Source organism: Paraburkholderia ginsengiterrae, from assembly GCF_001645125.1.
Taxonomy (GTDB): domain Bacteria; phylum Pseudomonadota; class Gammaproteobacteria; order Burkholderiales; family Burkholderiaceae; genus Paraburkholderia; species Paraburkholderia ginsengiterrae.
In genome coordinates, this window is sequence record NZ_LXKA01000287.1 from 36,021 (window position 1) to 57,662 (window position 21,642).

At 65.2% G+C, this 21,642-nt stretch carries 20 protein-coding genes; 11 read left to right on the forward strand and 9 right to left on the reverse strand.

What is annotated here, in order from left to right:
• Positions 1–19 precede the first annotated feature (19 nt).
• Positions 20–1,102, reverse strand: coding sequence for a calcium:cation antiporter (locus A6V37_RS20665; protein ID WP_064286293.1), 1,083 nt, complete (start codon positions 1,100–1,102; stop codon positions 20–22).
• A 410-nt stretch (positions 1,103–1,512) separates the two neighbouring features.
• A complete protein-coding gene (locus A6V37_RS20670) occupies positions 1,513–1,872 on the reverse strand; it encodes a BON domain-containing protein (protein ID WP_064271998.1) in 360 nt (119 codons plus the stop codon).
• Positions 1,873–2,260: 388 nt separating this feature from the next.
• Between A6V37_RS20670 and A6V37_RS20675 the strand changes: the two genes are divergently transcribed.
• Positions 2,261–2,902 (forward strand): DNA-3-methyladenine glycosylase, encoded by a 642-nt coding sequence (locus A6V37_RS20675; protein WP_064271999.1) that lies wholly within the window; start codon positions 2,261–2,263, stop codon positions 2,900–2,902.
• Between the two features lie 283 nt (positions 2,903–3,185).
• Positions 3,186–3,530, forward strand: coding sequence for a DUF4148 domain-containing protein (locus tag A6V37_RS20680; RefSeq protein ID WP_064272000.1), 345 nt, complete (start codon positions 3,186–3,188; stop codon positions 3,528–3,530).
• A 238-nt stretch (positions 3,531–3,768) separates the two neighbouring features.
• Here the strand turns inward: A6V37_RS20680 and A6V37_RS20685 are convergent, their stop codons facing one another.
• Positions 3,769–4,212 carry a CBS domain-containing protein gene (locus A6V37_RS20685; protein ID WP_064272001.1) on the reverse strand — a complete coding sequence of 148 codons (444 nt, stop codon included), beginning with the start codon at positions 4,210–4,212 and terminating at the stop codon, positions 3,769–3,771.
• Positions 4,213–4,466: 254 nt separating this feature from the next.
• Here A6V37_RS20685 and ribA point away from each other — a divergent pair, with 254 nt between their 5' ends.
• The gene (gene ribA, locus A6V37_RS20690) at positions 4,467–5,117 is read left to right on the forward strand and encodes a GTP cyclohydrolase II (RefSeq protein WP_064272002.1); all 651 of its coding nucleotides are present in this window, start codon (positions 4,467–4,469) and stop codon (positions 5,115–5,117) included.
• A gap of 134 nt (positions 5,118–5,251) precedes the next feature.
• Here ribA and A6V37_RS20695 read toward each other — a convergent pair whose 3' ends face one another.
• Both A6V37_RS20695 and A6V37_RS20700 read right to left on the reverse strand, forming a co-directional pair.
• Positions 5,252–5,464 (reverse strand): hypothetical protein, encoded by a 213-nt coding sequence (locus A6V37_RS20695; protein ID WP_064272003.1) that lies wholly within the window; start codon positions 5,462–5,464, stop codon positions 5,252–5,254.
• A 26-nt stretch (positions 5,465–5,490) separates the two neighbouring features.
• A complete protein-coding gene (locus A6V37_RS20700; RefSeq protein WP_064272004.1) occupies positions 5,491–6,405 on the reverse strand; it encodes an NAD(P)H-binding protein in 915 nt (304 codons plus the stop codon).
• Between the two features lie 227 nt (positions 6,406–6,632).
• Here A6V37_RS20700 and A6V37_RS20705 point away from each other — a divergent pair, with 227 nt between their 5' ends.
• From A6V37_RS20705 to A6V37_RS20715, 3 genes are all read left to right on the forward strand, one after another.
• Positions 6,633–7,571, forward strand: a complete 939-nt coding sequence (locus A6V37_RS20705; RefSeq protein WP_064272005.1) for an AraC family transcriptional regulator — start codon at positions 6,633–6,635, stop codon at positions 7,569–7,571.
• Positions 7,572–7,730: 159 nt separating this feature from the next.
• Positions 7,731–8,771 (forward strand): esterase/lipase family protein, encoded by a 1,041-nt coding sequence (locus A6V37_RS20710; RefSeq protein WP_425262284.1) that lies wholly within the window; start codon positions 7,731–7,733, stop codon positions 8,769–8,771.
• A gap of 4 nt (positions 8,772–8,775) precedes the next feature.
• Positions 8,776–9,846 (forward strand): lipase secretion chaperone, encoded by a 1,071-nt coding sequence (locus A6V37_RS20715; RefSeq protein WP_082902922.1) that lies wholly within the window; start codon positions 8,776–8,778, stop codon positions 9,844–9,846.
• 27 nt (positions 9,847–9,873) lie between these two features.
• Here the strand turns inward: A6V37_RS20715 and A6V37_RS20720 are convergent, their stop codons facing one another.
• The 3 genes from A6V37_RS20720 to A6V37_RS20730 all read right to left on the reverse strand — a co-directional run bounded on the left by A6V37_RS20720 (position 9,874) and on the right by A6V37_RS20730 (position 12,077).
• Positions 9,874–10,698 carry an anti-sigma factor family protein gene (locus A6V37_RS20720; RefSeq protein WP_064286295.1) on the reverse strand — a complete coding sequence of 275 codons (825 nt, stop codon included), beginning with the start codon at positions 10,696–10,698 and terminating at the stop codon, positions 9,874–9,876.
• Positions 10,695–11,213, reverse strand: coding sequence for a sigma-70 family RNA polymerase sigma factor (locus A6V37_RS20725; RefSeq protein ID WP_064286296.1), 519 nt, complete (start codon positions 11,211–11,213; stop codon positions 10,695–10,697). Before A6V37_RS20725 ends, A6V37_RS20720 begins: the two co-directional genes overlap by 4 nt.
• A gap of 141 nt (positions 11,214–11,354) precedes the next feature.
• Positions 11,355–12,077, reverse strand: a complete 723-nt coding sequence (locus tag A6V37_RS20730; protein ID WP_064286305.1) for an anti-sigma factor family protein — start codon at positions 12,075–12,077, stop codon at positions 11,355–11,357.
• 166 nt (positions 12,078–12,243) lie between these two features.
• On the opposite strand from A6V37_RS20730, the gene A6V37_RS20735 reads away from it, so the two are divergent.
• The 3 genes from A6V37_RS20735 (at position 12,244) to A6V37_RS20745 (ending at position 14,265) form a co-directional block, all read left to right on the forward strand.
• The gene (locus tag A6V37_RS20735) at positions 12,244–12,513 is read left to right on the forward strand and encodes a DUF4148 domain-containing protein (protein WP_064272009.1); all 270 of its coding nucleotides are present in this window, start codon (positions 12,244–12,246) and stop codon (positions 12,511–12,513) included.
• An 82-nt stretch (positions 12,514–12,595) separates the two neighbouring features.
• Positions 12,596–13,729, forward strand: coding sequence for a catalase family peroxidase (locus A6V37_RS20740; protein WP_100249458.1), 1,134 nt, complete (start codon positions 12,596–12,598; stop codon positions 13,727–13,729).
• Positions 13,726–14,265, forward strand: a complete 540-nt coding sequence (locus A6V37_RS20745) for a cytochrome b (protein ID WP_064272011.1) — start codon at positions 13,726–13,728, stop codon at positions 14,263–14,265. The genes A6V37_RS20740 and A6V37_RS20745 overlap by 4 nt, the downstream gene beginning before the upstream one ends.
• Positions 14,266–14,286: 21 nt before the next feature.
• On the opposite strand, the gene A6V37_RS20750 is transcribed toward A6V37_RS20745, so the two are convergent.
• Positions 14,287–16,791, reverse strand: a complete 2,505-nt coding sequence (locus A6V37_RS20750) for a GcvT family protein (protein ID WP_064286297.1) — start codon at positions 16,789–16,791, stop codon at positions 14,287–14,289.
• A gap of 269 nt (positions 16,792–17,060) precedes the next feature.
• Between A6V37_RS20750 and A6V37_RS20755 the strand changes: the two genes are divergently transcribed.
• On the forward strand, positions 17,061–17,855 hold the full coding sequence (locus A6V37_RS20755; RefSeq protein ID WP_064272013.1) for a DeoR/GlpR family DNA-binding transcription regulator: 795 nt from the start codon (positions 17,061–17,063) through the stop codon (positions 17,853–17,855).
• A gap of 123 nt (positions 17,856–17,978) precedes the next feature.
• Entirely contained in the window at positions 17,979–21,443 is a 3,465-nt protein-coding gene (locus A6V37_RS20760) for a DEAD/DEAH box helicase (RefSeq protein WP_064286298.1), read from the forward strand.
• The last annotated feature ends 199 nt before the right edge of the window (positions 21,444–21,642 follow it).

Below are 21,642 nucleotides of genomic sequence, written 5' to 3' on the forward strand. Positions count from 1 at the left end.
ATTCTGTTGGAGTCTCAGGTCAAGGCGCGAACGACAGAAACAGATATGCCGCGAACAGCGACAGATGCACGGCGCCTTGGAGAATGGTGGTCCGGCCCGAGCTGAGCGTGAGCGTGCCGACTACTAGCGTGAGCATTAGCAGCACGGTTTCCTTGCCGTCGATCCCGAGCACGAGCGGCTGGCCCGTGTACAGAAACACTGCGGCGACAGTCGGAATGGTCAGGCCGATACTGGCGAGCGCCGAACCGAGCGCGAGATTCAGGCTGTTCTGCAGCCGATCGGCACGCGCCGCGCGCACGGCGGCGAGCCCCTCGGGCAGCAGCACCAGCGCGGCGATCACGATACCGACCACGGCTGGCGGCGCGCCCGCGTTCTGTACCGCGGTTTCGACCACCGGCGAGAGCACCTTGGCGAGCAACACCACGGAGACGAGGCACACCAGCAGCAGGCCACCGGCGATCACCGCCTCGGTCGCGCTCGGCGGCGCGGCGTGAACGTCTTCATCGGGCACGCCGGCGAGAAAGTAATCGCGATGGCGCACGGTCTGAACGAACACGAACACGCCGTAGAGCACCAGCGACGACACGCCGGCGAACGCCAGTTGCGACGGCGACAGCATGGGACCCACGTTGGTGGTCGTGTAGTTCGGCATGACCAGCGTCAGCACGGACAAGGATGCGAGCACCGCCAGCGCCGCAGCCGCGCCACGGCTTTGGAAATCCTGCTCGCGATGCCGGATGCCGCCCACCAGCAGGCAAATGCCGACAATGCCATTGCAGACGATCATCACGGCGGCGAACACGGTGTCGCGCGCGAGCCCGGCTTTTTCCGGCCCGGACGTCAGCATGACCGAGACGATCAACGCGACTTCGATCACGGTGACGGCGATCGCTAGCACCAGCGTGCCGAACGGCTCGCCGACGCGATGCGCGACCACTTCCGCGTGGTGCACCGCCGTGAAGACGGCCGCGCACAGCGTAAGGCCGACCAGCACCAGCAGGAGCGCGTTGCCCGGCAGGGCGTACGCGGCACCGAGCACGATCCAGGCGACGAACGGCGCGGCGAGGGTCCAGCGGGGCAAGGCGTTCGCGGTTGAGCTCATGCGGGCTTCCTTTTCATGCGACTATTCGGGTGATCTGGCGGGCAAACAACATGCGGCGCCGTGCACGTTTGAGCAAGTGCAAATCTTAATGTGTCTTATCAGAATGGCGTTCTAACACATTAAATTATAAAGGATAATTGTAGGCGACCCCGTGTGTTTCAGTCCGTGAGGACGGGTGACGATCGCGCGGCGTCCGGCAAACGGGTTGCGAACCGCGACTGGCTGTCAGATCGATCAGGTCGCACGGCATTGCGCGTTCTATGCGCAGCGAATGCGGTGAGTGGCGTGGATTGTGTTGCTTGAACAGCGGGTGATGTGTGCCGGGCAAACGACGGTGCGCCGCGTCAGGCGAACGGCTGAAATCGGTTCGGAGCGCCAATGCCCCGTGACGAGGCATTGGCGTTCAACGATTACTGACCGACCGGACGAATCGTCAGGGCGTTCTTGACCGACGTCACGCCGGCCACGCCTTGCGCTGCCTGCGTAGCGATGTCGACCTGGCTCTGCTCCGGCACGGTGCCGGCCAGCGTCACTGCGCCGCTGCGCGAACGCACAGTGATATTCGCGACGCTCAGGCCCTTGGTCTTGGACAGTGCGCTACGGACCTTGCGGCCCAAGGCACGGTCGGCTGCCTTGGTCGCTTTGGTCGACGTGGCCGCCGGCGCTGCCGGAGCCATTGCTGCGGCATCGCTGCTTTGCGCATAAGCCTGGATGGACGCCAGAACGATCAGCGCGCCGCCGATCACTTTGATTGCCGGGGATGCTTTCATTCAACTCTCTCCTGTTGTCATAGCTACAACGACCCTTGGGATGGGGCGGTGTCCCCCAAGGGGATTATTAGCAGGGTGTGCTACCCCTGCGGGTACAGCGGGATGAAATCGGAATGGAACGATGCTGCGGGTGGTGCGAAAGCTTTCAAGCTGTATGCTGATGCGGCCGGGCCGAAGCCCCCGTGAGCCGGCAAAGGCTGTGCTGCAAGCCGGAAACACACGATACTCCAATTAGTGCCATGGTGAATGACGCAGTGCACAGAAATGAGGTTTTGGTACAACGAATGGGCCGATCGAAACAGGGCGATGGCGCAGTACCACTCGGTGCCGGACTGCCAGGCACGCTTTGCGTCCATTCGCGCTGCACGGTTAAAACACGGACCCACCTATGCACGACGAACCGCTCCCTATTTTGCCACTGCTTCGTGACGAATTGCCACTCGATACCGTCGAGCTCGCGCGCTTCATGATCGGCAAGTACCTCGTGCACGACCTGCCCGAAGGGCGTATGAGCGGGCGCATCGTAGAGACGGAGGCTTATCCGCTGGGCGATTCGACCAGCCATGCATTCGCCGGCCGCCGGCCCTATAACGGTTCGATGTTTCTCGCGCCAGGCCATGCCCACGTGCGGCTGACCTACGGATTGTCGTACATGCTCAACATGTCCGCGGAGGCGGAAGAGGTCGGCGCCGGCATTCTGATCCGGGCGATCGAGCCGCTCGAAGGGCGGCCCCTGATGGAGGCGCGGCGGCCCGGCGTGCCGCTGCGCGATCTCGCGCGCGGACCCGGCCGGCTGACCATGGCGCTTGGCATCGGCCCTGCGTTCGACGGCCGAGACCTTTGCGCGGGGCGCGGACTGTGGATCGGTGTCATCGAGCGAGGCGAAACGCCGGTGGGTGTGACGACACGGATTGGGCTGTCCCGTGAAATGCATCGGCCGCTGCGCTTTTTCGAGCCTGGCAGCACCTTTGTCAGCGGCCCGCGCAAGCTTTTACAGGGGCCCTCAGCGGGTGCGCGAAAGAAGGCGTGAATTTGACCGGCGATAGCGGGCGTCGCGACGAAACACGCTCAGATCAGACGGACGTCCTGAAACGTTCGCCAGCAAGAATTACGAATCCGACAATTATTACGCAACGTATGCTGCTTGAATGACGCCACGCGGTAACTGCCGGAACATCCTTGCGAATTCAGCAATTATGTATCTCGGAATTAAGGGTTTTCCCTCGACGATCCACTGACTAGACTGTGATCAATCGCTTCTCACATGGTGTGGCGGGCGACGCAAATAAGATCAGATCTGGAGGGAAATCATCATGAAATCGCTTCTCAAGGCAGTGGCCATTGCAGCGGTGCTCGCCGCACCGATCGCTTCGTTCGCCCAGTCGAGCCAGGCGCCCGTGACCCGCGCGGAAGTGCGCAACCAGTTGATCCAGCTCGAGCAGGCAGGCTATAACCCGGCAACCACCAACGATACGGATTATCCGGCCGACATTCAGGCGGCTGAACGCCGCGTGCAGGCGCAAAACCCGGCAGTCGCCCAGACCCAGGAACCGGTCGCCGACACTAGCGGTTATGGCGGTGCGACGAGTGGTTCGTCGCAAGCGGGTGGTGTGCTTCAGCCGCAGTCGGGTGCGAAGGCGGTGTATTTCGGTAACTGATCCGCGTCGCCACGCAGCCGGGCTCAGGTTCGAAGCCGGCCTCGACGACAGGCCGCCGGCGTGGACGAATGCAGCCCGAGGCGGTAGATGCGGCGGTATCGCGCAGCGTCCACCACCTCGGCGATTCTCAAGACATCAGAATTGAAGGAACCTCCGCTGCCGCAAGGTAGCTTCGCCCAACCGTTTGTGACGGATTGGGCTTTTTTTGCGGCCGCGCCGTCGCGGAGCGCAGCGAGCGTCAGGGCCGCTCGCCGTGAATATAGAACTCGAGTTGCTGGATGGTGAATTGCTGTTCGGCGATGATGTTCTTCACCAGGTCGCCGATCGACACCATGCCGACCAGCCGGTCATTCTCGATCACCGGCAAGTGCCGCATGCGCCGCTCGGTCATCAGGGCCATGCAGTCTTCGGTGGTCTGATCGGGGCGGACAAAGCGCACGGCCTTGCTCATGATCTCGCGCACCGGCGTGGCTTTCGACGAACGGTCCATCAGCACGATCTTGCGCGCGTAGTCGCGCTCCGTGACGATCCCGGCGATGCTGTCGCCATCGGTGACGACCAGCGCACCGATGCCTTTTTCGGCCATCAGCTTGATCGCCTCGTAGACAGAATCGTCGGCCCCGATAGTAAAGACGGCGGAGGAATTTGGTTTCGTTTTGAGAAGCTGTGCAACACTTGTCATGGAGCGGCTCCGTTTCGCAGTGCAGCACGCCGGCGCGGCGCGCGGTCGTGGGGGACAGGCGCTTCAAGTATAGGCTTGGCGCGTACCCGTCGTACACCGGGAAAACCTGGAACGCGCGCCAGGTATCAAACAGGGGGCGGTTCCCGGTCGAGTGCAGGGGCATCCGGGTGCGCAACGCCGATTAGCGGTAAACTCCCAGTCCATACCTTATCCCCGGCTCGCCCGGGTTCATGTCAGCAACACTGTCCAACGCCATGCTCACGTCTCACGATCCGTCGCCCGCAGCAGACGGCGCAATCAACGGCGAATGCGTCATCCTCGACGCAACCGCCACCCTTCCCACGCGCTACGGCACGTTCACTTCCTACGTGTTTCGCGTGTGCGAAAGCGGCGCGGAACATCTCGCGCTCGTGATGGGCGACGTCGCCAACAAGTCGTCCGTGCTGACGCGCCTGCATTCCGAGTGCCTGACGGGCGATGTGCTCGGCTCGTATCGCTGCGACTGCGGCGAGCAGCTCGACCTCGCGTTGCGTTATATCGCCGCTGAAGGCTGCGGCATCCTGCTGTACCTGCGCGGGCATGAAGGGCGCGGCATTGGCCTGTCGAACAAGATTCGCGCGTATGCGCTGCAGGAGCAGGGGCGCGATACCGTCGAGGCCAACCTGGATCTCGGCCTGCCGGACGACTCGCGCGAATACGACTCGGCCGCGGGCATTCTGCGCACGCTGAAGGTCACCTCGGTGCGCCTGATGAGCAACAATCCGGAGAAGTTCGACACGCTGTCCAAGCACGGCATTCCGGTGTGCGAGCGAGTTGCGCTGGCGATCCCGATGCGCGAAGAAAACGAGCGCTATATCCGCACCAAACAGGTGAAGTTCGGCCACTACTTCGACGAAAACGAATAACGCACGCGCGCCGGCCGCCGTTTGCACAGTCAGCAAACGGCGGCCGGCGCCGCGGCAGCAGATTCATCAAGCGCTTGCGCCCGGAAATGCCGGGCGTTTTGCGTTTTATCAGCGCGACGCGCGCTCGCGACCAATCAGAACAAACCGAAATCGTCGTTGCTGTCGGGAATCGCGTTCAGCACGTCTTGCAGCCCGCGCCACCCCATCCAGCCCAGCCATCCGGCAAGACTGGCCGCGAGCAAGGGCCCGCGGCGCCCGCCCGCGCTTACACGCGCAGGCGGCGTACGGCGCGCGTGAGCGGCCTTGTGGGGACGGGGCGTTGCGCGTAGCAAAGGGCAGGTATGCATAAAGTATCTCCTTGCGCGAGTGCGGTTCAGCGCGCCGCTTCGGCAGTCCTGGCAGCCGCGGCCACGCGCGGAAGGATCGCCGCCAACACGTCCGCCAGCTTCGTCGTACCGAAGCGCCGCTCGCTGCTCTGCGCTTCAACATCGATGCGGCCCGCGTTGTGCGCGTCGTAGAGGTCGGTAATCAGGCGCGCGTAAAGCTCGCCGAGCCCCGCGCCCTGCAGCATGGCGTTCCATTGGTCGCGCGGCACCTCGCGCGCGACGATCTCGCGCACCGCCAGATCGCCGATGGTGCGCGCCACGTCCAGCGCGCTGACGCGCTCATCGCCTTCGATGCTGACCACGCGCGGCGAGCCCTGTCGCGCGCCGTCGTCGAGCAGCAGGTCGGCGGCGAGCAGGCCCACATCCTGAGCGGCCACGGTCGGAAACCGCTTGCTCAACGGATGATGCAGGCTCGGCAGCACGCCGCAGGCAAGCGCGGTCGGCAACGTGCGAGCCCAGTTATGCATGTGTTCGGCCGCTCGCAGAAACGTCAGCCGCGAGTCGACGGTTTGCAGTTGCGTTTCGAGGTAGTGGAACAGCGTGGTGATGCCCGTGCCGCTCTCGTGTTCCGCGCCATAGTCGGACAGCGCGAGGACGTGCTGCGGCGGGGCCGCGCGCAGCGCAGCGACGCTTGCGTCGATCATGTGCCGCATCGCATCGGCAGGGTCGGTGTGCGCATGCGGCACCGGACACAGTAGCTGCACGGCCTGCGCGCCTTCAATGGCCCGAGCCACAGCCGAGGTGTCGAACAGATCGGCGACGGCGATCTCGCAGCCGATCCCGGCGAGGAATTCGCCCTGTTTTTCGTTGCGCACCACCGCGCGCACCGTGCGGCCCGCCCGGCGCAACGCCGCCGCGCTTGCTTTGCCGACATTGCCGGCAGCTCCAAAAATCACGAACACGTTGTGCTCCTTGTTGGATCGGTATGGCGTCATCTTAGGGACGCAGCGATCCGCGAGCGCGCGGATACGGATGGTTCTCCACAGATTCGGATGATTGTTTTCAGGTAGCGCTGCAATAGGGGGGGGCAATACCGGCGTGGAATTTCGTAGAGTCCAGCAAAGGCGCGAAAAACGCCGCACAATGCACACACGCCATCCACGCTGTGCCGCCATCCACGAGGGAAGTCATGAATGCCGTAACACCGTTGCCGCAACCGCACAGTGGCTCCCGCATTGCGTTGCGCTCCAGCAAGGGGCTCGGCTGGCGGGGTTTCGGCGCGGAACTGACGACCGTGTCAGCCGGGCTGCACCGCCTGCCGGCATTCAACTATCACCGGGTCGGCGTGCATGTCGGCGCGCCGGTCAGAGCACGCTGCCTGTGTAACGAGCAGCGCCACTCGCGCCTTCAGGCGCATGGCGACGCCGATGTGATTCCCGCGGGACTCGACGGCCAGTGGAGCGACGACGAGGCCTGCACGATATTTGGCGTGTGGTTCAGCGAGGACTTCGCGCTGCGGACCGTCGAGCAACTGGCGCTGAAATCGGCCGACGCGCAACTGCGCCCGCAGTTCCAGATGCGCGACCCGCGTTTTCAGCATCTCGTCTGGGCGTTGCACGCCGAACTCGAAGCGGACGACGCATCCGATCCGCTCTACGCCGAGAGTCTGTGTACCGCGATGGTGGTGCGCCTGATCGGGGGGGCGCCGGCGCTCGAGAGCCGGCGGGGCACTCTCGCGCCGAAAATGGCCGCGCGCGTGATCGAGTTTATCGAGGCGCATCTCGACCAGCGTCTCACGCTAAGCGAACTGGCCGCGCTCGCCGGCTTGAGCGTGCCGCATTTCAAGGTGCTGTTTCGCGAGACGTTCGGCACGCCGGTGCATCAGTACGTGGTGCAGCGCCGGGTGGAGCGCGCGAAGACTCTGCTGCTGCAGGGCAAGCTGAGCGCAAGCCAGATTGCGCTGGATACCGGCTTCGCGCATCAGAGTCATATGGCCCACTGGATGGGGCGTCTGTTGGGCGTGACACCGCGCGAACTGATCAAGTCAGGCGCGGTGGCAGATTCGCCGTCAGGCAGCGTTGTCGAACTGGATCCTCGCAATGCGCGCCGCATTGCAACACCGCAATAAGCGTTCAGTACGCAGTGCGGCCCGGGCCGTTTGGAGTTCCCGCTCTATTGCCCTCAATCCATTTCCATAGCTAAATACGCGGACTTCGCAACCGGAGTCCGTCGCATGTCGAAATCGAAAGGTTCGCGCTTCGCCAGTTGGGCCATCGCCGCTGCACTGATGCAAGCACCGCTTGCGATTCTCCTCACGCTCGCTGCGCCGGTCGGCGTCGATCACGCCGTGGCCGCGACGACGGCCACTACGGGCGACGACTACGCCGCCACGCGTTATCCGATCATTCTCGTGCACGGCCTCACGGGCACGGACAAGTACCTTGGCGTGCTCGACTACTGGTACGGCATTCAGTCCGACCTTCAGCAACATGGCGCCACGGTGTATGTGGCGAATCTCTCCGGTTTTCAGAGCGACGACGGCCCCAATGGCCGCGGTGAACAGCTGCTTGCCTACGTGAAGCAGGTGCTGGCCGCCACCGGCGCACAGAAGGTGAACCTGATCGGCCACAGCCAGGGCGGCCTGACTTCGCGCTACGTCGCGGCGGTCGCGCCGGAACTCGTCGCTTCGGTGACGACGATCGGCACGCCGCATCGCGGCTCGGAGTTCGCGGATTTCGTGCAGGCCGCATTGCAAAAAGATCCGACCGGACTGTCGACGCCGATCATCGGTGCCTTCGCGAATATATTCGGTATCCTGACGAGTAGCACGCACAACACGAATCAGGACGCAGTGGCCGCTCTGCAGACGCTGACCACCGCTAATGCCGCAGCGTACAACCTGCGTTACCCGAGCGCCGGGCTCGGCGCACCGGGGTCGTGCCAAACCGGCGCGGCAACCGAAACCGTCGGCGGCAACACACACCTGCTGTATTCGTGGGCGGGCAGCGCGATCCAGCCGACGTCGCTGCTCGGCATTCCCGGCGCGATCGACACGAGCGTGGCGTCGCTCGATACCGCGGACGTGCTGGACCCGTCGACACTGGTCCTATACGGCACCGGCGCCATCATGCTGAGCCGTCAATCGGGGCAGAACGACGGCCTCGTCTCCGTGTGCAGTGCGCTTTACGGCAAGGTGCTCGGCACGAGCTACAAGTGGAACCATCTCGACGAAATCAACCAGCTGCTCGGCGTGCGCGGCGCGAACGCGGCGGATCCGGTCGCCGTGATTCGCACCCAGGCGAACCGGCTCAAGACGCAGGGTGTCTGAGCGGATGCGGCGACTGAACGCGCGGCGGCAGCGGGGCAGTGCGCGAACTCAGTGGCTGGCGTTCGTGGCGGTTGGCGCGATATCGGCGGGCGGTGCGTGGTGGTTGAACCTCGCGCCGTCATCGCACGAAGCGTCTACGGTCAGAGCACTCGATGCCGCGCGACAGGCACAAGCAGCGTCGGCTTCGGCCTCGGCCGTCAGCGTTGCTGCACGAGATATCTTGCCGGCATCGCTCGACGGCTCAACACCGCCGCGATTGCCGACCGATGGCCGCGGTCATCTGGCGCGCACGCGCGCGGTGCGCGACTTCTTCGACTATTTCCTGACGACTCAAGACGAAGTGTCGCCCGCGACGCTCGATGCATGGGTTCGCCGCCAAATCGCCGCGCAACTCGACGGCACCCCGGCCGCCGCCGAAGCGCTCGACGTCTGGCAGCGCTACAACGCCTATCGCACGGCACTCGGGCAGTTGCCGCAAGCCGCGTCGGCGCTCACGCAAAGCGGCGCAAAAATGGACGTCGACGCGCTGCAACTCGCGCTCGATCAACGTGACGCGCTGGGTGTCCGTCTGATGGGTGAATGGAACACGCCGTTTTTCGGCGCGCAATCGCAGCAGCAACATACCGATCTCGCGCGGCTGCGCATCGCGTCCGATCCCACTTTGAGCGACGCGCAGAAAACCGCCCGTCTGGCCGCGCTGGATGCGACGTTGCCCGCGCAGACCCGCGCGGCGCTCGAACGCACGCATGAGCAGCAGGCCGCGCTCGACGCTATCGGCGCGGCGCAACAACAGGCGCGCCAGCCCGGCGGTTCGCTCGATACGCTGCGTGCACAGATCACGCAGACGCTTGGGCCTGAAGCGGCGCAGCGCGCCGTGCAGATGCAGCAAGCAGACGATGCCTGGCAAGCCCGCTACGCCGACTATGCACGCCAGCGCGACCAGATCGGTCAGCAGGATCTGCCGCCGCAGCAGCGCGACGCGCAGATCGCGCAACTGCGTCAGCAGTTCTTCACCAATCCGGGCGAGGCTATGCGCGCGGCCTCGCTCGACCGTGGCCACGCGCCGGGAAGCTGAGTCACCGCGCTGCGCCCGGTGCGGCGCTCAGCCCGGAGCCGCCCCCGTCAACTGCGCATACACGTCGTGCGACAGTTGCAGCAACTGAGCCCGTTCGATCCCGCCTGACACCGCATAGCCGAAGTCGCCGTCGATCCAGTAGAACACGTTCACCGGCCCGTCCTGATACAGCTTGAACGCGGTCGTGTTGGCGTTCTGCTTGCGGCGCGAGATGCACAGCGTGACGCGTTCGCCGTTCGGTCCGCGATACATGAACTGCGCGGTTGGGCCGTCGGCGCCGGGCAGCAGGCGTCCGCCTGACAGAGCAAAGCCGCTCTTCGAAAGAATCGGCGGATGAACGTTGGTGCCGAGCCGGTTCGAGAGCCACTGCACGAAATCCTGCTCGTGATCGGCGCGCATACCGGCCGGCCGGTCAATGGCGGGCATGTAGACCACATGCGCCACCGCCGCCTGGTGCGCGAACATTTCGGTGCTGTCCGCACTGACGGGGCGCGTGGCGGAGTGACTGTCCGCGGCGGGCGCAATCACGTCCTGTCCCATATGCGTGCCGACGCCAATGCCCACGCCCAGCACCAACGCCGCCGCCATTCCCGCGAACTGCGGCCAGTTCGCGGCCATGCGCCAGCGGCGCGGCGCGGGCGCCAGCAGGCGCTTGGGCACGGGCTCGCTCAACACGCGGTCGTAGCGCTCGTGGAACATGCTGTTCAGCGAAAAATAATCGCTGATGCGCGCGGCAAGTTCGGGATTCTGTTCGAGTGCCCGCTCCACATCCGCACGGCGTGCGTCGGACAGCGTGCCGTCCACGTACGCGTGCAGTTCTTCTTCGCCGATCGGCAAGTGTTGGTCGCTCATCGCACCACCTTTAATTTTGCGCCGGGCTGCGAGCCCGCCATCAATGCCCGAAGCCGCTCGCGTCCCCGCGACAGGCGCGACATCACCGTGCCGATCGGAATGTTCAGCGCGAGCGCCACGTCGGCATAGCTCATTTCCTCGAGACCCACCAGCAGCACGACCTCACGCTGTTCCATGGGCAGGCGCTGCAACGCGTAGTCGAGATCGCGCATTTCCAGCGAGCGGGTCTGCGCGGGCGGCACGGCGAATTCGCTTTCGTGCACGCTGTCGTCGTCGACCGCCACGTGAATCGCGCGTGCCGAGGCCTTGCGCGCCTGATTGGCAAACACGTTGTGCATGATCGTAAACAGCCACGCGCGCAGGTCGGTGCCGGGCTGGAACATGCCGGTGCGCCCGAGTGCGCGTTCGAGCGTGTCCTGCACGAGGTCGTCGGCGAGGTCGCGATTGTTGATCAGCGCGCGGGCATAGCGCCGCAGACGCGGCACGTGCTCCATCAGATCGTCACGGACATCCATTTTTCATCCCAATCGTGGGGCTCGTCGTGTGCACGAGGCGGGCGCCGGCTGGCGTGGCCAGCCGACGCATTCGAACTGCAAACACGCGTAGCTGCATTTTATTCCCGTGGCTCGCATCAGATCGTGAAATACCGGCGCGGATCAGCGCGTGGTCAGGGAGTCGGCCGCGCGCATCAGGCCGTGGGCGCGGGCGTCGCCGGCCACCACGAAGCGCTTCAGGCGCGCGCTCCAGAACAGCAGACGAATATCGCCGATACGGCGGGCGTACCACTGCGGCTGCGCCCGCCCCCATTGCGCCCCCGCCGAAAGCAGCCCCACCGTCTCGTTGTCCCCGTTCATGTAGACAAATTCGTCGATGCGCTGAAGCGGGCCGGGCGACAGCATTTTCCGGTCCACGAGGCGCAGTCCGATCGACGCGAGATTCGGCGCGTCCAGGTCGGCCCGCGTCGGCGAAGCGGCGGAAAATCCCGCGGCGGCGGTCTCGGCCAGCGCCATGACGGCGGCGTTGTTGAGCGACTGGGCGGACACCTGGGCGGTTGCCAGCCAGCCGCTTGCCACTGCCAGCGTCAGGGCGAGCGCGGCCAGCGTGTTGACGAGCTTGCGGGTGCGCCGCGTGGCGCCGATCCGGCCGAACGTGCCGCGCCATGCACCGGCGCGGCCTGGCGCGGGTTCGTCGGTGGTTTGAAAGGCGGCCTGGACCTGCGCGTTCAGCCTGCCGTAGAACGCCACCCGGCGCGCCTCCGCCGGATCCTTGCTCAGATACGCGCGCAGAAACTCCGCGCGCTCGGGCATCAGCGTGCCGTCGGCGTAGGCCTGGATGTCAGCTTCGGAAATCGGCGAATCGGATGGGGTGTCGGTGGTCATGGCGTCGGCTTGCATCGGTTGTCCGCTATCGATGTGCGAACACACTCAGAGCTCGTTTATTCCCGCTTTCGACTATGTTTTTGCCGTGGCGCCGACGCAGGAATAAAAGCCGCGAACCCGTGGTTCTCCCTCATGCAAACCCGCACAAAACTCGCTGGAGTTCTTCATGAAGAAAGTGGCTATTTCCGCATTGTCCGTCGTGGCGCTCTTTACGTTTGGCGTTTCTTCGAGCGCTTTTGCAGAGGGCAAGACGCGTGCTGAGGTGTACCAGGAATTGATTCAGGCTGAGCAGAACGGCTTGAATTACGTCACCGATACCTCGTACCCGGATGTCAATCCGATCTTCGCGCAGCAGGTCGCGCAGCACAAGGAAGCGCTCGCCGCCGAAGCACGGATGGATCACGTCGCGAGCGCGCCGGCGGTCAGCGCCAAGTGAGGGCCGCGATAACCGGCGCGCCAGGGGAACGGGTGCGCCGGTTATCGGATGGAATAGATCGGCGATTGATGTGTTCGCCCCTATGTTTGCCCACCAGGCGCATCCATCCGAGAGAGGAGTTGTTGTGACCCAACCACCCGTTCCCCACGCCGCGCCGGTCTGCGTGCCATGCAGACTCGCCGCGATCGGCGCGGCCGTGCTGGCGCTCGCCGGCGGCTTTGCCTACACGGCAGGCTGGCTGACACCCGCGCGCCTTACTGCGCCGCGCATCATCGACACGTTCCAGACGGTAGCCGGTCAGCCGCATCCGGGCTACCGGCGCAACCATGCCAAGGGGCTGTGCATCGAGGGATATTTCGACAGCAACGGCGCGGGCGCGGCCGTTTCGCGTGCGCTGGTATTCGCGCCCGGCCGCACGCCGGTCACGGGCCGGTTTGCGGTGCCCGGCGGCAACCCGTCCGCGCCGGATACCAGCACGCCGGTGCGCAGCATGGCGTTGTTGTTCCAGTTGCCCGACGGCGAACAATGGCGCACGGGGATGAATTCGGCCCCCGTTTTCGCGGTGCATACCCCGGAGCAGTTTTATCAGCAACTGGTCGCCGCCAAACCCGATCCGGCGACCGGCAAACCGGACCCCGCCAAACTCAAGGCGTTTTACGCCGCGAATCCCGAAACCCGGCCGTTCCAGACCTGGGTGAAGGCGCACCCGCCGTCCTCGAGTCTGGCGAATGCCGCGTACTACGGCATCAACGCGTTCCGCTTTACGGATGCCTCCGGCTCGACGCGCGCGGTGCGCTGGGCGATGGTGCCCGAGACACCTTATGCACCGGTCACCGACGCGGAAAAGGCCGAAAAGAATTTTCTCGCGGCCGACCTCGATCAGCGCCTGCAAAACGGACCGCTGCGCTGGCATCTGATCCTGACCGTCGCGCAGGCTGGCGACCCGACCGGCGACGCCACCTTGCAATGGCCCGCCGACCGGCAGCAAATCGACGCGGGCACGCTGGTGATAGAACGCACGACGTCGCAGGAAGACGGCGCCTGCCGCGACGTCAACTTTGATCCAACGATCCTGCCGGCAGGCATCCGGCCCTCGGACGATCCATTGCTTGCGGCGCGCTCGGCCGCCTATGCACAGTCGTATCAGCGCCGCACGCGTGAGGAAGCGCTGCATCCCGCGATTCATCAAGTCCCGTCGACCGGAGATCATTCATGACGCCGACGCGTACCCATTTCAGTCCGCTCGCGCGTCTGCTGCATTGGACGATGGCGCCGCTCATCATCGCGATGCTGTTTATCGGCGTGGGGATGGTGGCGACCGTCTCGCGCGCGCACGACACGCTGATTGCGATTCACCGCCCGCTTGGCATTGCACTGCTGCTGTTGGTGCTGCTGCGTGCGGGCGTGCGCCTCACACGCAGCAGCCCGCCGTTGCCTGCGGATATGTCCGCGCCGCAGCGCAGGGTGGCCAAGGCCTCGCACCTCGTGCTGTATGCGTTGATGGCGGCGATGCCGTTGATCGGCTGGGGCATGCTGTCTGCAGCGGGCTATCCGGTCACGCTATACGGTCCGCTGCATTTGCCGCCGATCGCGCCGCATGATGTCCGTCTGTTCGCGCTGCTGCGCGCGTTGCATACGTGGCTCGCGTTCGCCTTGTTCGCGACGGTCCTGCTGCATCTCGCGGCGGCGCTGTTTCACGGGCTGATCCGCCGCGACGGCGTGTTCTCCAGCATGGCGCGCGGCGGACGTTAGCTCGGGCGTGACGTCTTCACGTCACGCCTTGACGCGCGCCGAACGCGGATCGTAAGGCGCTTTCAGATGCACGGTGGCCGGCAGCAGGTCGCCGGCGACGTCGATCGCGTAGTGGCCGCTCGTCAGATACGCGGCATCCGCCACGCCGTCGGGATTGTTCACGTAGCCCATCGCGACCGGACAGCCGAGCGTGTGCCCGAATGCCGCCGAGCTCACGAAGCCGACCGGTTTGCCATCGCGCAGAATCGCTTCGCCGCCCCACAGCATGCGGTCGCCGGCGCCGTCGGCGGTCAGCACGACCATGCGGCGGCGCAGCGGTTCGTCGCGCAGTTTGAGCAGCGCGTCGCGGCCGCGGAACGGGATGTTCTTGTCGAGCTTGCAGGCGAACGTCAGACCCGCTTCGAACGGATTCGTGTCCGGCGTGAGTTCGCGTCCCCAGGCACGATAGCCTTTCTCGATGCGCAAGGAGTCGATCGCGTAGTAGCCCGCGTTGACGAGGCCGAACGCTTTGCCCGCAACGTGCAGCGTCTCGTACACGCCAACCGCGAACTCAACCGGCACGTACAGCTCCCAGCCCAGTTCGCCGACATAGGTGAGGCGGGTGGCGCGCACGGTCGCATAGCCGAGATCGACCTCGCGGCTCTGGCCGAAGGCAAACGCTTCGTTGCTCCAGTCCGCCTTGGACACGCTCTGCAACAGCTCGCGTGAACGCGGGCCCATCACGGCGAGCACCGCATACTGCCCCGTGACGTCGACGAGCGTGCAGTGCCGGTCGAGCGGAATGGCTTTTTCGATGGTGTCGAAATCGCGCGTGGTTTGCGCGGTGCCTGTGACGAGCAGATATTGATCGTCGGCGAGACGCGTGAGCGTGAAGTCCGACTCGTAGGTGCCGCGCTCGTTGAGCATGCCGGTGTAGACGGTGGTGCCGGTGGGCACGTCCACGTCGTTGGCGACGATCTCCTGCAGCACGCTTTGCGCGTCGCGTCCCTTGACGAGAAATTTGGAGAACGACGTCATGTCGAACAGCGCCACGCCTTCGCGGCAAGCGCGATGTTCGGCCCCGCTCCAGGGCAGCCAGTTCTGCTGGCCGAAGGCGTAGTCGATTTTGGCCTCGGCAGGCGAGGGCGCAAAAAAGTTGGCGCGCTCCCAGCCCATCTTGCTGCCGAAACAGGCGCCGTCGTCGCGCAGCAGCGAATACAGTGGCGAGCGGCGAAACGGCCGTGCGCTGTCGAGCTCACGATTGGGCCACGGCATCGCGTAGTGCAGCCCGAGGGTTTCCTTCACGCGATCGTGCAGCCACGTGTCGTTACCGTTAAAGCGCGCGAAGCGGCGGATATCGACCGGCCACAGATCCATGGTCGGCTCGCCTGCGACGATCCATTCGGCGAGCGCCATGCCGGCGCCGCCCGCCGAGGCGATACCCATCGAATTGAAGCCCGCGCCGACGAAAAAGCGCCGCAGCTCGGGCGCTTCGCCGAGCATGAAGTTGTTGTCGGGCGTGAACGATTCCGGGCCGTTATAGAACTGCCGCACCTGCGCGGTTTCAAGCGCGGGCACGCGTTGCAGCGCATTTTCCATCAGGATTTCGAACTGATCCCAGTCGTCCGGCAGCAGTTGAAACTCGAAATTCTCCGGGATGCCGTTCATACCCCACGGCTTCGCATCCGGCTCGAAGCCGCCCATCACGAGTCCGCCCACTTCTTCCTTGAAGTAGATGAAGCCATCCGGGTCGCGCATGACCGGCAGGTCCGGATGCACGCCGGCAATGCGCTCGGTGACGATGTAGTAATGCTCGGCCGAATGCAGCGGCACCGTGACGCCACACAGGCGCCCGACGGCTTTGGCCCACTGGCCCGCGCAATTCACCACGATGTCCGCGCCGATCGTGCCTTCTTCGCCGTCCTTGTTGCGCCACGCGAGTCCGCTGACTTCGCGCGCGCCATGCGAACCGCCGGCCTTGCCGTCCTGTGCGGCGCGCGTGTGGATCGCGGTAACGCGGGTATTTTCGACGATGCGCGCGCCGCGCATGCGGGCGCCGCGCGCGAGGGCCTGGGTCAGGTCGGTGGGATTCGCCTTGCCGTCGCCGGGCAGCCAGACGGCGCCCAGCAGGTCGTCGGTGCGCATGACCGGCCACAGTTCGCCGGCTTCGCGCGGGCTGATCACGTCGCACGCCACACCGTAGGCGCGCGCGACGGCGGCGGTGCGTTTGAGTTGCGTCATCCGCTCGGCCGTGCGCGCCACCGAGAGCGAGCCGCATTGCTTCCAGCCGGTCGCAAGGCCGGTGTCGGCCTCGAGTTCGGCGTAGAGCGCAGTGGAATAGCGGATCAGTTTCGTCATGCTCTCCTGGGCGCGCAACTGGCCGACGAGCCCGGCTGCATGCCAGGTCGTGCCGCACGAGAGCTGGCCCTGTTCGAGCAGCACCACGTCGGTCCAACCCAGTTTCGTCAGATGATAGGCAACGGAGCAGCCAATGATCCCGCCACCAATGATGACGACGCGGGCATGGGTAGGAATGTGTGTGGACATGTGTGGGAATGCGTGGAAAAAGTCTCCATAGATTGCCGCAAAAAAACACGAAATGCAACGAGTAGTGGGTGGTGTTGGAATTGCCGTTGTGTCATGCCGCCGTCACATTGAGGAATGCGTCACCGCGATTTGGCCAAGGTGTGTGGATGATCGCCGGCATCGCAAGCACTGCCGTGCGAGGTGTGGTTTTGGTTGGAAATGTGTGGCTATTTAACCCGCCGAATCGTGACTTTTGCTAGACTCCGGCCAATCGTCACTCTTCCATTGCCATGTTCTCCAGCCAGCGCCAAGCCGAGATCCTGCGGCTCGTTCGTGAGCAGCGCACCTGCACGATTACCGATCTGGCCGGCCGTTTCGGCGTGTCGGACGAGACCATCCGCCGCAATATCAAGCCGTTGATCGCGGACGGCCTGCTGATCAAGGTCCACGGCGGCATCATGTTGCCCGAGCGTCTCGACGAGCCGCCGTTCCAGCGGCGCATGGTGTCGAGCCAGGAGGGCAAGCAGGCGATCGGCGCGCGCATCGGCGAACTGGTGCGGGACGGCGATTCGCTGATCCTGGAGGGCGGCACGACCTGTCTGCACATTGCCCAGGCGCTCGCCGCGCGCTCGCGGCTCACGGTCGTGACCAACTCCATCGAGGTCGCCCGCGTACTGGCGTCGCGCAACGGCAACCGGGTATTTATCGCAGGCGGCGAGTTGCGGGCCGACGATTGCGCGGCGGTGGGCGACAGCGCGCTGGCTTTCCTGCGTCAATTCCACGTGCGCTATGCGATCGTGTCGGTCACCGCGATCGACATGCAGGGCCGGTTCATGGACGCGCTGCCCGCCGACGCGGCGTTTTCGCTGGCGGCCTTCGCGCAGGCCGAGCGGCGCGTCGTCGCGGCGGATTGCGCGAAGTTCGGGCATAGCGCGCTGGTGCACGCGTTCGGCGCGGAAGGCGTCGATCTGCTGGTGACAGATCAGGCTCCGGCGCCCGCGCTTCAGCAAGTGTTCGCGGCCGCCGGGCTGGAGCTCATGGTGGGTACGCAGGCGCCGCCACAGCCCATTCCATCCAACGCGTAAAATGGCCGGTTACCACAGGCATTTGATGCCCGGCCGCCATGCGCCGGCAGACGCGTACCGTCTGCCGAACTGACTCCTTGCCCGGCCGGCTGCCTCCGCAGGCTTGAATAGGATTGGACGCCGATGTCGTCAGTTTTCTTTGATCGGGAACGGATTGCAGACTGGCTTGGGGACCACACGGTCGCCAAGGCGCACGGGGTTGGCGCCGTGACTGACTTGAAATGGCAGGGCAACACGCTCAGCGGCAACGTGCAGGGTACGCAGCGGCTTCCCTATAAAACGCGGGTCCGTTTCCGTACCGACGGCGGTTCACCCTGGGCGCAGGGCGACTGCTCCTGCCCGGTCGGCGGTAACTGCAAGCACGTGGCCGCGCTGCTGCTCGCCGAACTCGAGTATCACGACGAGATGGATCACATCACGCCCGTCGCGATGGACGAGGACGAGCGTGCCGGCGAGTTCCTGCCCCAGCCCATGGCGGACGGGGAATCGCCGCAGGGCGTGCGGCCCGAACTGGTCAGTTGGCTCGAGCGCTTCCGCGCACGCGCCGAGGCCGCCGATGCGCAAGCCCAGAAAGCGAACTCGCCGCGCACCCAGACGCTCGCCTACCGGCTGAACTGGTCGGACTTTCACATGCGCCACGAGGTCGTGCTCTACCGCGCGCGCTGCGATGCGCAAGGTGCGATCGTCGAGGTCGACGAGCCGTGGGGCAATGTGGAAGCCGCGCTGCTCAAGCAGCCGAAGTTCGTCTCCGACGAAGATCTGTCGATCTTGCGCGGCCTGTGGCTTGGCCGTTCCCGCGAAGACTTCGGCCAGTTCATCCTGCGCGGCACGAGCGGCGCGGAAATGCTGCAGAAGCTGATCGCCACCGGGCGTCTGTTTGCCGATTTCCAGCCCGCGCCGGGTCGCGACGGACCGGTCCCGCTGTCGCGCGCGGCCGACCGGCCCGGCCGGATCGAGTGGGAGCCGCTCGCCGACCGGCGCCTGCGGCCGGTGCTGTGCACCGAGCCGCGCGCCAGTATGGTCCTGCCGACCGAGCCGGTCTGGTACGTGGACGGCGTGGCCAATGAAGCGGGCGTCGTGCAGCTGTCGCTGCCGTTCCAGCAGTTGCCCGACTACCTCGCCATGCCGCCGATCTCGCTCGCCGAAGCGCCGCTGGTGGCCTCGGTGCTGCGCGAGATCTCGCCCGAACTGCCGCTGCCGCCCACCCACGACGCGTCCGCGATTCGTGTGATCGACGTCGATCCCGTGCCGGTGCTCACGCTTAACAGCCATGCGCTACCGTCCACGGCGAGGGCGGGATTGCGCAAGTCGGAGGCGGTCGAGCTGGCCGGCGTGAGTTTCGCCTACGACGGCGTCAGCATCAACGCGGATAGCAGCGTCACGCTGGTGCCGCTCCCTGGCGGCGACGTAATCCATATTCGCCGCCGCTACGAGGCCGAGAAAAAGCGTCTGCTCGAACTGCGCAAGACCGGCTTGCAGAAAGTGCCGACCAGCCGGGTCTACGCCGCGCGGCTGCTGCCCGATACGATGCTGGGGCTGCCCGATGCCGAGGCATGGTCCGCCTTCGTCAACGACGCCGTGCCGGAACTCGTGAGCCACGGCTGGCGCGTGACGATGGCGCCGGAATTCCGCTACAACGTGATCGAGATCGACGCGATCGAGGGCACCGCGCATCAAGCCGGTGACGGCTGGTTCGATCTGGAGATGGGCATTCGTATCGGCGAGCGCAACGTGCGGCTCGAACCGCTGCTCGCGGACCTGTTCCGGCGCGACAAGCGCTGGTTGAGCGGCGCGCTCGAAGCGATTGCCGACGACGAGCCGATCGAGCTGAAGACGGAGGAGAACAAGCGCCTGCGCCTGCGCGCCGACCGGCTGAAACCCGTGGTGCGCGTGCTGGTCGATCTGTTCGACGCATTGGGCGGGTCGCTGGCCGTTGGTGTGCCGCTGCGCGTGGCCTCGGTCGACGCCGGCCGGCTGGAAGCGCTGGATGGCACGGGCCGCTGGCAATTCCGCGGCGAGGAGTCGATCCGCCAGCTGGCGCAGCGTTTGCAAGCAGGCCCAGGCCTGCACGAAGTGCCGGTGCCGCGCGGCCTGAAGGCCGAACTGCGGGCCTACCAGCAGCAAGGTCTGAACTGGATGCAGTTTCTGCGCGAGCAGGATCTGGCCGGCGTGCTCGCCGACGACATGGGGCTCGGCAAGACCGTGCAGACGCTCGCGCATATTCTTGCCGAGAAAGAAGCGGGTCGTTTGAACCGGCCCGCGCTGATCGTGGTGCCGACCACGCTCGTGCACAACTGGCGCGAGGAAGCGCGCCGCTTTGCGCCCGAACTGAAAGTACTGGTCTTGAACGGCCCGCAGCGCAAGGAGCGTTTCGAGCAGATCGGCGAGCATGAACTGATCCTGACCACTTACGCGTTGCTGTGGCGCGATCAGAAGGTGCTGGGTGAACATGACTACCACCTGCTGATTCTAGACGAGGCGCAGTACGTCAAGAACGCCAGCACCAAAGCCGCACAAGCCATTCGCGGACTGCGCGCGCGGCATCGACTGTGTTTGACGGGCACGCCGCTGGAGAATCATCTCGGCGAACTGTGGTCGCAGTTCGATTTTCTGCTGCCGGGTTTTCTCGGCAGCCAGAAAGACTTCACGAAACGCTGGCGTCATCCGATCGAGAAGAATGGTGACGGCGTGCGCCGCGCGTTGCTGGCTCGCCGCATCCGGCCGTTCATGCTGCGCCGTCGCAAGGACGAGGTCGCGAAAGAGTTGCCGGCCAAGACCACCATTGTGTGCTCGGTCGATCTCGAAGGCGCGCAGCGCGATCTCTACGAAACGGTGCGCACCGCGATGCAGGATAGAGTGCGCGCCGCAGTCAGCGCGCAGGGGCTCGCACGCAGCCATATCATCGTACTCGATGCACTGCTGAAGCTGCGCCAGGTCTGCTGCGACCCGCGTCTCGTTCGCACGCTCAAGGCGGGTAGCTCGGCGGACGAGCCGGGTGCTCGACACGGGGCGCCGGAGAAGGTGGAGAAGGCTGAGAAGGGCGCGCGCGCGATGCGTTCGGCCAAGCTCGATCTGCTGTTGTCGATGCTGCCGGAACTGATCGAGGAAGGGCGCCGCGTGCTGCTGTTCTCGCAGTTCACCGGCATGCTGGCGCTGATCGCAGAAGCGCTCGATGAAGCCGCGATTCCGTATGTGACACTCACCGGCGAGACGGGGGATCGGGCCACGCCTGTCGAGCGTTTCCAGCAAGGCGAGGTGCCGCTATTCCTCATCAGCCTGAAGGCGGGCGGCGTGGGCCTGAACCTGACCGCCGCCGACACGGTGATTCACTATGACCCGTGGTGGAACCCGGCCGCCGAGAATCAGGCGACCGACCGCGCGCATCGGCTGGGGCAGGACAAGCCGGTGTTCGTCTACAAGCTGATTGCGGCCGGCAGCATCGAAGAGAAGATCGTGGAACTGCAGGAGCAGAAGGCGGGGCTCGCGGACAGTATTCTCTCCGAAGACGCAGCCGGCGCCACCAAGTTCTCCGATGACGACCTCGACGCGCTGTTCGCGCCGATGCCGGAGATCGAGGGCGGCAGATAAGCGCGGCAGATTGCGCCGCGCCGGAGCATGTCCGGCATCCTGAAAAAAACATCTCAAAACGGCTGGCGCGCATGCCGCGCCAGCCGCCGCTGTGCCTCGATCCGTCGCGCGAAAATATCCCCAGATTTGACTGCTTGGTGCGCAAATGCGTGACGAATCGTCAAGGAATGCAGTATTCCTCACGATGCCGTCAACGCTT